A 12150-nucleotide genomic window follows, 5' to 3' on the forward strand; every position below is an offset into this window, starting at 1 on the left:
GCAAGTCTGGAACAGCTGAAGGAACATACAGGTTCCAAAGCTCAGGTAAGAAACTGATTTGACAGGTTTCTTATCAGCCAACTTGCCGGGCCGGGTCGCAAAAAGCACCAGATGGTTGATGGTATTTTGTTGTCATATCTGTCCTTCTTTTCATATAACTTGGAGATAACATGTCTACTTTGTTCACGATCAATATACAAAACAACAGCAGTTCCTTTCAGAACTTCTATGTCTTCCAGCAGCCTGCAATCTATGTAGGAGGCCAGCAGGTATATTCGAATAGCTTATGGAGCCAGGGTGTGCTGCCCAGCAGTACAGGGGGTTCCTCTGCAACATTCTTGATGCTTCAACAGTTCTATGCCGGTGTTCAGCAGCAAATAACCCCTCCCGCAGTCGGAGGAGTTTCCGGATACTCGTCTGCGATTCAAGCGATAGGCTTAACCCCCGCAGCAGGCGGTTCCCCTACGAATAACACAACCAGCATGATCATCTCCCCGGCATTAGGATTGACGCCACCTGTAAACACAACTGGCCCTCAAGCCGGTTCTTACCGGATTATTACTCCCACCTTTAATCCTACCGTAACTCCATACAATGCAGGGGCAGCGTCTCAATCCCCGTCGGGCATAGTGACTCTTTCCAATTTCGTCGTTGCCCAGCCAAATCAAAACATAGATTGTCAGCCTGTACTACAGTTTTATGTACAAACCGGGACTTACACACCGGGTACGGTCATTAATTTTTCGACTTCTTCGGTAAATGCTGCCCTGTGCAATGCCACTACAGGATTTGTGACATTTAATGTTAGTTACAATGTAGATGGTACCTGGTCTGTGACGTCATCCGCTGCGACGAAAGTAATGGGGCAACCTCGAATCCAAGCACAGGCCCATCCCTCGACGCTTTCGCTCTCCGCAGATGCAGCAAACAACGCAGAGATCAAAAATGAAGCCGGAACGGCAGTGATATGTACGGGTTACGCCGCCAACTTTAATACGCCTGTCACAGTGCAAGCATTGAGCAACCCCGGTGTTATCCAACTCCATAGCGAGTATCAGGTGGGTCCCACCGGTGGTCCTTATACCGGACGCATGTGCACAAGTATAGTAGGGAATACGGCTACATTCGCGTAGCCGCTGACGTCCTGAATCTCTTATTGGATGCCAAAACAAACGGGGGACCCGATCAACCCGATTAGGTCCCTCTTTGTGCATTGAACAAGATTCAGAATCGGTACTTTGGAAGCCCGAACTCTTCCTCTATGCATTCGGCAAGAGGCTGAATAGATTGAGACAGTCTGACAGTAAGTTTGGGATGGGCTGTATGGTTTCGCTCGATAATCATGCCCATCATATTCTCTGCGGCAATGTTGATGGAACGGACAAATGCAGTAATTAAGTTAATGCAGGCACGGGAATGGCCCGGGGCGCATTCCTCCGCATCCGGGAATAATACAACTTCATATATGGTTTGCCGGAATGGTGACAGATACGTAATGCCCGAATCGATCTGAATTCACCATAACTGTACACGTGGAACCGTTCAGACGAACTCGACGATCCGGTTCCCTACTCCCGCGGCCATTCGCGCACGCTCCCGGCGAACGCATTGCGTAGGCCGCTTCACGTTATCCCCTTGAAGGAATGACAGAATTCCCATTTTTAATTTATGAAAGGTATAGGAGTTGAGATGACCAACGCTGCTCACCGATTGCTGGATCCGACGGCCCGGAGCGTTAAATACATTTTGCTGCGACTGCCCCATGCAATAAGAATACCTCCATTGTGCCTCTCCGAGCTGGGGTGCGCCCTGATATCGGATCAAATGTATCACGATCAATCTTTGAACGCACGATGGCTGTTTATCAATCCGCAATGGCCGATATTCAAGGAATTACAGGCGGAGACGGCTGCCTGTACTCTGATAGCCCTTCTTGCGGAGCCGCTGGTCCGAAGAGACAGCACGCCTTCTGTTAATATCCCGGATAGACGACGGGGAGACAGACGACGGGGTGGTCTTGCCATCGTCAAGGAGTTTATTGACAAGTCTTTGGCCTTGGAATCCTTGGATGTGGCATTAATCGGGCATCAATTTGGTATGTCACGTTCATCTGTTTACCGGCTGTTCGAGTCGGAGGGAGGATTGGCTAATTACATTCGGCGGCGTCGATTACTGCATGCATTCTCGTTATTGGTCTCACCGCCACCGGAAGGCCCCCTGCGTATCCTTGACGTCGCAGTCGAATGCGGATTCAGCAGCGACATGGTTTTCACGCGAGCTTTTCGAAAAATGTTTTCGTTGACTCCGAGCGCAGTGCGTTCGATGGCCGCACGACAAACGCCAGAGCCCGGTGATCTGTTGACGAGGCTGCAGAGCAGTCCCATGGCTGGCATGTGCGATCTCTCGCATGTACTTGGACTTTCCCCGAAACGATAAAAGGTCATTTGACTGCCATCGTTGAATTTTCCTTTGAATCCACTCACAATTTATGAGTATCAACGAATCATTGATGGAGGATGTTTCTTCAATCATAAGAGGCTGGGCAAATGTCATATGTATGCAAGGTAATGGACTCACCCATCGGCAAATTGAAGCTAGTCGCAAATGGATCGAGGCTCTCTGCAATTTTGTGGGAAAACGATAAGCCCAATCGAGTAAGGCTTGGCCCCATTCACGAAGATAAAGACAGTCCGATTCTGGCAGAGACGGAACGGCAACTGAATGAGTATTTCGCGGGAAAAAGAAACCGTTTTGAGCTTGACCTCGACTTTGTTGGAACCGAATTTCAAAGAAAGGTTTGGGAAACGCTATTGACCATTCCGTTCGGGGAAACTCGCAGCTACGGGGAAATCGCGGTGCAAATTGGCAATGCAAGGGCAGTTCGGGCGGTGGGTGCCGCCACTGGAAAGAATCCCATCTCTATTATCGCTCCTTGCCATCGTGTCATAGGCGCATCGGGCGACCTCACGGGATTTGCTGGCGGACTCAGCGTAAAAAAGATGTTGCTCACCTTGGAAAGTGGTAGCCCATCGCAAACCGCAGTGTAACCGATGGTAACTTATCGAGAGGGGCACGTATAATGCATTTTTCATATCAAGCCCCATGATACGTGATAGAAAAACACACTATGAGGCATCCACCGTACCGCCTGCATGCTGGCATGAGGGAATGGTGGATGAGGTAAGCATCGTGACCGGCACGGATACGTCAATCTTGCTTTCCTATCGTCCACCCTTTGACTGGCCTGGTGTACTGGCTTTTTTAAAAGCGCGCGAATTGAAAGGCGTTGAATGGATAACAGATAGCTTTTATTCCCGCACCGTTCATTTGGGCGAACACAAAGGCTGGATCAAAATAACAAATGCCGAATGCAAGAATGCCGTCATGCTGGAGTTTACCCCTAGCCTGACACCCGTTCTGCCTGCACTTCTGCGCCGGGTGCGGGATTTATTCGATTTGAATGCACGACCCGATATCATTGCCGAGCAACTTAGCGAGGACAAATTTTTGGCCCCCTTGGTAAAAGCCAATCCCGGTATGCGAGTGCCGGGTGCTTTCAAAGGGTTTGAAATGGGTCTACGCGCTATTCTCGGCCAGCAAGTAACCGTGAAAGCCGCAACCACGGTTGCCGGGCGCGTTATCGCGGTGTTTGGTGAGCCCTTCGTTACGCCATATCCCGAATTGAATCGTCTGACGCCTGTGCCCGCCCGCATCGCCAAGGCCACCGTCGATGATCTTGCCAAGCACGGTATTATAGGCGCGCGGTGCAAAAGCATTATCGCTCTCGCGCAAGCGGAATGCTCGGGTCAATTGTCGCTCGATAGCGATACCTATCACAATGCTGACGCTGCAATCGAACGCATGGCTGAATTACCCGGCATCGGTCAATGGACGGCGCATTATATCGCCATGCGGGCCTTGCGTTGGCCAGACGCCTTTCCAAAAGGTGATATAGCGGTCCTTAACAATCTCGGTGGCGTCACAGTGAAGCAAGCCGAGGCAATGTCGCAGGCTTGGCGACCTTGGCGCAGCTATGCCGTATTGCACATTTGGAGCATCAAGAAAGATGCTGCCAAAGTTTAACTTGCCCTACCGGGCCGCTCATAGTCTACTGTTCACATCCTTTGCCATTCATGAACCTCAAAGGAAGTCACGTCCGGATAAGCTTTCGCATTAGGAGCCGACCTTCCGCCGCTGGCAGATTTCCCCATTTCGCCGGCCGACAAATTCTATGATTCTTGCGTGGGGCCGTGGCAATTCCCATGTTCCATCGCCTACTTTACGCACCGCCTCGAACGGCCGCCCATCCGCATACGTTTCCAGTTCGTCCAGGCCGCTTGTAGTCACGGCCACGGTATCGCCATTGACTTCCACTTTCAGTACCGTGCGCGGGATACCCGCAAGAAATCCAGCGCAAAACGCAATCAATCCACGGTTCTCGTGGAGCAGATCGTCGAGGGTCATCTCATAGGGAATCCCCGGAACACCCAGATCCTCTATCGGCATCCCATCGGCGGCACCGCTGCGAAGCGCGCGGCGAATGGCTACCGTGTAGCCCACATCGGCGGGCAGCCCCTCCAGCTCAAAAGGTGTGCCTACCAAGGCTTCGCGAAGATCATAGTGTGTCCAGACGTTGGCCCCGCCCGCGCCGCTACCCTCCCCCACGCATATCAAGGGGCCAATTTCATTGTCGACAAAACCCGCGGCGAACAAATCACCCGCTGAATAGGTATTGGGGTCCACCACGCAGGCGACCGGGCCGCTGTAGCGCTGGCCAACATCATTGCACCAGGCGGGGTCGGTCAACGGCAGGGGTTGCGAATAAGCCTCTCCCGTGGCGATCGCCGCCTCGAGAGACGGCAGCCAGGCCTCGAACTCCATCCGGTTGAAAGGACTGCGCGCCAGGGCCCGCATCAACGGAGTCGCCAGCACGCTGAAGCGTGCGGGCGTAACGGTATTTGGCGTGAACAGTTGCAGCAGCCGCTCGGCCGCCCAGATCAGTCCCCCGGGATTGCCGCGCAGATCGACGATCAGGCCGGTTTCCGGCAAAAGGTCCAGCAGCCTTATCACCTCGGCGATGAAGGCATCGTCGTCATCGACATCGAAGCTCCAAATACGTAAATAACCCAGCTCACCCTGCGTTTTATCCTTGATGACACGTGCCGCGAGCGCGTCCTGAAACCAGGTCTTGATCCATCCCTTGTCGCGTGCAACGGCGACGCCGCTGCGCTCGGCCTGCCACACGCTTCCCGAAAACATCATTTTCTTCGCGCGCCGCACGACTTCCGCTGCCTGATCCGCGGCAATATAACGGGATGCGCGCGAACCCGGCCGTTGGCTGGTATCCGCGCGGGCGGGATGAACAACACGCCAGGGAATTCGTACCTCCCGGCGCGTCTCGGCAGGCAAAATCCGGTAGCCGATATCCACCAGCATCTCGTCCGGTGGCGGCCCGCCTTCAAGCGCCCTGAAGGTAAGGGATTCCAGCGCCCTGGCACGGCGGGCATCCGGACGTCCGCCGGTTTCCCGGTCCGAATACAAATCAACCGCCCTGGCAAACGGAATGCTATTCCAGCTTTCCAGTACTACACCCGCTGTAAATTTGGGATCGCGTATCAACTGGGGCGCCGCCACTTTTGAAACCACGAAAACCGGATCGTCGTGCGACCCATACTGTTCAACGAGAAACGGGAGCGTCGCCACCGCCCCTTGGCCGGCCCGGGGTCCGCTATAACGGGTATGTGCATCGCGCAAACCCAGAACAATCGAGGTCAGTGCCAGATGGAATTCCCCCTCCGACAACTCGGCGACGCGGCTTCGCAGCAGGTGCAACGCCTGCACCGGATCGAGCGCGTAGGCGGCCCGCTTTTGGGGAAGGTGACAATAGGCGCCACTGATCACGGTGACCAGCGCATCGATAATGCGCAGCCGTTCTCCCCCGTCAAGCACGTAGGCGAGCTCTATCCGGGCACCCGCCTCCCCACCTGTCTCCCCCCGCCTGGCACGTGCCGCCGGGGGAGCGGTGCCAAAGAGAAATTCACTGAGAAGTTGCCCGGTCTGCGCTCTCAAGAGGGTGGCGTCGGCACCCCTCCCACGAATCAGATTGATCATGTCAGTGGAGTTTTCTACGAATAAAAATCGGCCAATCCGTCAAGCAGTCCGCCATGGAAGCCGCGGCTGGAAATCGAAGCAAAAAATTCACTGTCGTGTGCAAGGGGCTGGATAGGCGGAACGATGATCTTCGTCAGATTCTTTGGCAACCCCCCCACCGGCACCTTCCCAGTGGGCATATCCAGCGCCAGGCGCAGGCGTGGCGCGCCCCCCGACCGGATAGACGCAAACGCAAGCCGACGCGCACGCTCGATCGCGACCTTGGGATCGGCCCGGACCTCTTCCAACCGCTTGAGCACTTCTCCAAAAGACCAGGGTTGAGCATCCGCGTCAAACCGGGTGAGGGCAAGACGGCGCGACTGCCCGCTGAGCTGTCCATTGAGGTTGATCTCGCTGGTTTGCCTGGCACCCGCCTGCTTCATGAGTGTTTCGGTACCGTACAAAGGCCTGCCATTCACCACTACCATCCGTACGTCAGCTTCGGTGGCGCGAAGGATCGTCTTGAAGGGATCGGCCTTGGGCTTGGCCGCGATCACAGCCACATCGCCCAGCGCACCAGGTTGCAGGCGGCCCGCCTGCCGCTGCCACGCCTGGGCCAGTACATCGCCCGGATTGGCGGTAATCATTTTGACAAGGTCAAAGTCGGTCAGCCCCCATCCATTGGCTTCGCTCACGAGCGAAGCCACCTTTAACTCCCCGAGCACGTTTCGCGTGCCGGACGGACCCCAATCCGAGCCCACGCAGAGATTGATTCCGCGTGTCACCGCCGCCGGGACATCGGTGGTCGTACCATACAACCACAAGTTTGAAAACGGTGACCAGACAATCGCACCCGGCTCGTGCCATGTTTTGTAGGCTTCCGGGTCGACCGAATTGGTATGGATGGCAACAAGGTGGCGCTGCAAACAGCCTGCGGTGCGCGTGGCCAGATACTCCCGCTGAACGATCGATCCCGGACGCCCCTCGGCGCAATGGTAAATAAACGTGGCGCCCTGACGCATGCGGGTAGCCCGCTCGCCGAGCTGTTCAGATTTGAGCGTGAGCGTTGACGCTAGCACCTGATGGCGGCCAACCTCGCCATCCAGCGTCTCATCCTCGATATTGCGCACCAGCCATCCATCCAGCGGACGATTGCTGGGCGGCGAACCCTGGATGCTGGTCGTGCCGCCAATCAGTGCGCGTATTTCGGCATAGGCAAGCAGTTCTACAGGCGTGGCCTCGATAAACGCATAGGCAGGCCAAGTCACGCTCTCGGCATAGGTTGGCCGCGTGGGCCATATATCATGATGGGGAAAGGGTTCCGTACGGCCGGGCTCGACCCAGAGAGGAAGCGTCGCGTATGCAAGATGACTGTGCAGGTCGATAAAACCCGGAATGACAAGATCGTTATCGACATCCGCCACGGGCGCGGCTTCGAACCCCGCCGGACCCTGGGCGGAACCTTTGGTAACCGCGGCGATGCGCCCATCATCCCCGATCCATACCTTGCCCTGAAAGGTCGCGGTCTCGCTCGGCGCCACCTTCAAGGCACGGCTAAGCGGGACAATGCGGCCGGCGACAACGAGGCTCATGGGTGCAGGGACGCAACCCTAAGCGGGCAGCACATCCTTGGGTACGCGCACGACGATGGTTCTGCGCTTCTCCAGCGGAGTCTCGCCCTTCCGGTCCGCCCAGCCTTCCTCGGTGCGCATCCACGCCGGAGTGCCGGGCGGCAGATCATCCGCCAGGATATCCGGCAGATCGCCGGGGACAAAAGTGGTTCCGTACAAGGCAAGCGGTTCCGCTACATCGAAGTGTTGAATGGCCGGCCTAAGCGCCGCCAGCCCATCGTTCCAGTTCTGGAGCATTTTCGTCACCGCCACTTGCCGTTCCGCATTCGTGCTGGCTGAACTTTCGGGCCAGGTGGGATGCGTCAGATGCCGGAATGGCAACGGAGAACGTCCGGCCGCATCGGGAGAAGCAAGCCAGCTCTGCCATGCCGTATTGGCAAGTCCGCCCAGGGCCACAACCGCTTCAATGGTACTGCGATCGAGAATAGCCTTGATCCAGCGGTTGCGATAGGCGGTAATCGCGGGGTCGCCGATATGGCGGGTCCCACCGCCCTGACCGTAAACACTGTAGAGAAAAGTATTGATAAAAACGTAGCTGCGGGTAATGCCGAGACGCTGGAGGAAGCCTTGCGCGCGCTTGCCCGCCGTGCCGACGAGAATACGCCGCGCGACCACTTCGTGCTGCGCGGGGTCCTGGCCGATGATGAGCACATGAGCGCTTCCATCCAGCCGGCCCCGATGGAAAACAGGTCCCCACTCTACCCGGAAATCAGCTGGGGGATAAACGTCTTCCGCGGGATATTCCGATACAAGCTTTACGAAGGGTTGCTTGTAATAGCCACGATCAAACGGAATAGCCATGGATTTGCCCCCGAAGTTGTCTTCCGGCGCAGACCTTTCATGGCTCGCCGGGTTATGCTGCCGGTACCGTTACCCCGGCTGGTTTTTCGAAACCGAATATTGTGGCGCAACGGCAAAATATCGCACTGCGGTTATCGATTACCCCGGCGTTTTCGGAATTCCGGACGCGCTCAGGCACATTCACATGCGGTTTTCTTGAGGAACAGAAATTGCAACCTCCCCCTTGCAACTTCTGTCCGGTTGAAAATTTACGCTCAACATACTGTTGTGTCAACGACACCGCTCAGCCACCGCGCCTCTCCCTCTCCCCACAACAGGTTCTGATTATTTGGTGAGCTCCATCAGTTGATCGAGCAACACCTTTTTCTGCTCGCCCAATTCGGCATAACGCGAATACAAGCGGTTAAGATCGCGGGCATATTGCTCGATACGTTCCTGGCGCTCCCGCTGCATCCGCACGTTGTCGTCATAGCTTTGAGGAGGATTGTCCTTGAGTCCGCCCATGGCGTAAGGTGCCTGCATCATCGAATTGGGCGTCTGTATCGCCTGGGGGTAGTTCTCCTGTATCTCATTGCGGCGCAACTCCTGCGTCATCTGAAATTGCTGGTACACGGCCTGCTGCTCCTGTTGCACCTGATTCAATGCCAGCTCCAGCTCGGCAACGCGCGGGTTGGTTGTCGGCGGAATGGTTACCGGAGGAGTGGTTTTTGGATAGGGGTTCGAAGCGGTTTGCGCCAGCACGGGGCCGGCCAGACTTGAACCGAGTAAAAACAGGACAAGAATGATCGGCTTCATGACTCCTCCTGGAAATAGGCAGGGGATTCCGTTACGATAGCTGCGGCGATGACCTCTGCCTGGCAATACCTGCTTGCATGTTGTTTATCTACACAATGACGCAGTATATCCGAGACCATCATGTCTGGCGATGATCCCTATGCAGACGCGGCACCACCCTGGGTACAGCCACCGCTTGAAGCACGGAAGGGGCGGGGCGCGGTGTCGAATCTGCAAGGCCGCTATGAAGTGCTGGCACGGGAAGCTGTCGATGATGGCTGGTCGCATGACAATCCCGGAACAGGTACCGAACATGATAGCGGCGACGGTAACCCGCCAATCCTGAAGACGCAGGTCATCGAAGAGCATGCCAAATCCATCTTGAGCCGCAATCAGTCTCCCGATGTGCCGTTCAGCGTGTCGCTGAATCCGTATCGCGGCTGCGAGCATGGTTGCATCTATTGCTTCGCGCGGCCGACGCACAGCTATCTCGGCTTGTCGCCGGGGCTGGATTTCGAGAGCAAAATCTTTGCCAAGGTCAATGCACCCGAGCTGTTGCGGCGCGAGCTGGCAAAACTCTCCTACATGCCGGAACCGATAGCGCTTGGCGTCAACACCGATGCCTATCAGCCCTGTGAAAGGAAGCTGCAGCTGACGCGCCGCGTGCTGGAAGTATTGCACGACTGCGAGCACCCGGTGGCGCTGATTACCAAGTCTTCGCTGATCGAACGCGATATCGACCTGCTGGCGGAGATGGCAGCGAAACGGCAAGCCGCCGTGGCAGTGACGCTCACCACGCTCGACCATGCCGTGGCGCGCACCCTGGAACCGCGCGCGGCAGCCCCGATGCGGCGCCTGCGCACCATCCGCACTCTGACCGAAGCGGGAATTCCGGTCGGGGTCAGCATCGCGCCGGTGATTCCTTTTGTCACGGAGCCCGATCTGGAACGGGTAATGGCGTCGGCAGCGGAAGCCGGCGCCATCAATGCCAGCTATGTCGTGCTGCGCCTGCCGTGGGAGGTAAGCCCGCTATTCCGGCAATGGCTGCAAGCGCATTTTCCCGACCGGGCGCAACGCGTCATGAACCGTGTACGGGATATGCGCGGTGGCAAGGATTATGACGCCACCTTCGGCAAGCGCATGCACGGCGAGGGCATATGGGCAGACATGATCCGTCAGCGCTTCGAAAAAACAGTCGAGCGCCTCGGCATGGGCGTACGCTCGGGCCGCTTCAAGACGTTGGATACTTCGCGTTTCCGTCCACCTTCGGCGACTACAATGGCGGCGCCAGGGGGCAGGCAGTTCGAGCTGTTTTAACGACTCTGCCATATCCAATCTTATCCAACGCATTGCAACCACTTGGGCGTCGTAAGCCAAAACGCCAAGCTGAATGCTGTCAAAACACTTAGGATGGTAATGCGGAATGTTCGGATGCCTTTGTGACCGTGGATGGGACAAAAAGCGGCGGAACGGTTGGATGGATAACCCACATTATTCTAACCGAAAAATGCAAGGTTAATTGACCAAGGTTCCAGTCCAGCTATTTACCGGAGCAACCTCAAGTCTGCTTACCACCACCGGAAGCGGTTCATGATGTGATCTCCAACTGCTTCCACATACACTTGCCCTTGCTCTCGCGTTCTATCATTTCCAGTTGCTGCGCGTGGGCTTCCAATTCCTCCGCGCTGGCAGGCAGTACTGTCAGTTGCAAGTCCCGCAGATTGGCGGCGATCTCGAGCGCGGAGGGAGCCTCCAGTTCCATGAGCAGGCTATCCTGCCCGCGCGTCATGGCAAGATAGACTTCCGCCAGCAATTCCGCGTCCAGCAGCGCCCCGTGCAGCGTGCGCCGGGAATTATCGACCTCGTAGCGTTCGCATAACACATCCAGGTTGTTTCGCTTTCCCGGATGCAGCTCTTTTGCCATTTTCAAGGTATCGGTCACCGAATGGCAATATTCTTTCAGGGGCTGCAACTCGGCCAATCCAAACTCATGATCGAGAAACGCGACGTCAAAGGCGGCGTTGTGCATGATGAGTTCCGCCCCCTCCAGAAACTCCAGCAGCTCATGCACGATGTCCCGGAATTTTGGCTTATCCTGCAGAAATTCCGTGGTCAATCCATGAACCTGCAATGCACCCTCCTCGCTTTCCCGTTCCGGATTCAGATAACGGTGAAAGCGGCGGCCCGTAAATCGGCGACTCAGCATTTCCACTGCGGCGATTTCGATCACCCGATGGCCAAGCTTGGGTTCCAGGCCTGTTGTTTCAGTATCGATAAAAATCTGGCGCACCGGTTTATATTCCTATTCGAAAACCCATATCACGGGGACTTTTGTAGTTAAAATCCCTTAACCTCTCTTATATTCCTATAACATCTGTCAATATTCGTCTATTTCGCTTGTTCATTCTCCATTACTGGCCTTTCCAGTACCGATAGCACCCCGCGATTGGCAAGCTTGTCCGCTTGTTCGTTGCCTTCATGACCGGAATGGCCGCGCACCCATAGCCACTTGATTTGATGGCGCTGCGACAGTTCATCGAGCTCTTTCCATAAATCATCATTCCTTACCGGTTTTTTGTCGGCGGTGCGCCAGCCGCGTTTTTTCCAGGAATGGATCCATTCGCTGATGCCTTTTTGCACGTATTGCGAATCGGTGTGCAGCTGCACCTCGCATGGCTGCGTCAAGGCTTCCAGCGCGCGGATGACCGCAAGCAGTTCCATGCGGTTATTGGTCGTCAACTTTTCGCCGCCGTACAGCTCCCGCTGGTGCCCGTTGTATCGCAGCAGCGCGCCCCACCCGCCAACGCCGGGATTGCCTTTGCAGGCGCCGTCGGTGAATATTTCCACCATGCCC

General features: G+C 56.0%; 11 protein-coding genes. 5 read left to right on the forward strand and 6 right to left on the reverse strand.

Translation table 11 applies throughout. The annotated features are described in order from the left end of the window. The first annotated feature begins 170 nt into the window (after nt 1–170). The 4 genes from SQ11_RS12055 to SQ11_RS12070 all read left to right on the forward strand — a co-directional run bounded on the left by SQ11_RS12055 (nt 171) and on the right by SQ11_RS12070 (nt 4083). Nucleotides 171–1133, forward strand: a complete 963-nt coding sequence (locus SQ11_RS12055) for a hypothetical protein (protein ID WP_041514394.1) — start codon at nt 171–173, stop codon at nt 1131–1133. A 556-nt stretch (nt 1134–1689) separates the two neighbouring features. Next, the gene (locus tag SQ11_RS16510; RefSeq protein WP_052494212.1) at nt 1690–2436 is read left to right on the forward strand and encodes an AraC family transcriptional regulator; all 747 of its coding nucleotides are present in this window, start codon (nt 1690–1692) and stop codon (nt 2434–2436) included. 110 nt (nt 2437–2546) lie between these two features. Beyond that, nucleotides 2547–3047 carry a methylated-DNA--[protein]-cysteine S-methyltransferase gene (locus SQ11_RS12065; protein ID WP_041514395.1) on the forward strand — a complete coding sequence of 167 codons (501 nt, stop codon included), beginning with the start codon at nt 2547–2549 and terminating at the stop codon, nt 3045–3047. A 55-nt stretch (nt 3048–3102) separates the two neighbouring features. Further along, a complete protein-coding gene (locus SQ11_RS12070) occupies nt 3103–4083 on the forward strand; it encodes a DNA-3-methyladenine glycosylase (RefSeq protein ID WP_084226844.1) in 981 nt (326 codons plus the stop codon). A gap of 90 nt (nt 4084–4173) precedes the next feature. Here the strand turns inward: SQ11_RS12070 and SQ11_RS12075 are convergent, their stop codons facing one another. The 4 genes from SQ11_RS12075 to SQ11_RS12095 all read right to left on the reverse strand — a co-directional run bounded on the left by SQ11_RS12075 (nt 4174) and on the right by SQ11_RS12095 (nt 9317). Next, nucleotides 4174–6111, reverse strand: coding sequence for a S41 family peptidase (locus SQ11_RS12075; protein WP_232297993.1), 1938 nt, complete (start codon nt 6109–6111; stop codon nt 4174–4176). A 14-nt stretch (nt 6112–6125) separates the two neighbouring features. Next, nucleotides 6126–7682 (reverse strand): amidohydrolase family protein, encoded by a 1557-nt coding sequence (locus SQ11_RS12080; protein WP_041514396.1) that lies wholly within the window; start codon nt 7680–7682, stop codon nt 6126–6128. A gap of 18 nt (nt 7683–7700) precedes the next feature. After that, nucleotides 7701–8522 carry a uracil-DNA glycosylase family protein gene (locus tag SQ11_RS12085; RefSeq protein ID WP_041514397.1) on the reverse strand — a complete coding sequence of 274 codons (822 nt, stop codon included), beginning with the start codon at nt 8520–8522 and terminating at the stop codon, nt 7701–7703. Between the two features lie 324 nt (nt 8523–8846). Beyond that, nucleotides 8847–9317, reverse strand: coding sequence for a hypothetical protein (locus SQ11_RS12095; RefSeq protein WP_041514399.1), 471 nt, complete (start codon nt 9315–9317; stop codon nt 8847–8849). Nucleotides 9318–9437: 120 nt separating this feature from the next. On the opposite strand from SQ11_RS12095, the gene SQ11_RS12100 reads away from it, so the two are divergent. Continuing rightward, the gene (locus tag SQ11_RS12100) at nt 9438–10613 is read left to right on the forward strand and encodes a PA0069 family radical SAM protein (protein WP_041514400.1); all 1176 of its coding nucleotides are present in this window, start codon (nt 9438–9440) and stop codon (nt 10611–10613) included. Nucleotides 10614–10884: 271 nt separating this feature from the next. On the opposite strand, the gene dnaQ is transcribed toward SQ11_RS12100, so the two are convergent. Next, entirely contained in the window at nt 10885–11586 is a 702-nt protein-coding gene (dnaQ, locus tag SQ11_RS12105) for a DNA polymerase III subunit epsilon (RefSeq protein WP_041514401.1), read from the reverse strand. A gap of 98 nt (nt 11587–11684) precedes the next feature. Then, nucleotides 11685–12146: a ribonuclease HI gene (rnhA, locus tag SQ11_RS12110; RefSeq protein WP_041514402.1), complete on the reverse strand. Its 462-nt coding sequence runs from the start codon at nt 12144–12146 to the stop codon at nt 11685–11687. Nucleotides 12147–12150: the final 4 nt, after the last annotated feature.

It is taken from the genome of Nitrosospira sp. NpAV (genome assembly GCF_000832065.1).
GTDB lineage: Bacteria > Pseudomonadota > Gammaproteobacteria > Burkholderiales > Nitrosomonadaceae > Nitrosospira.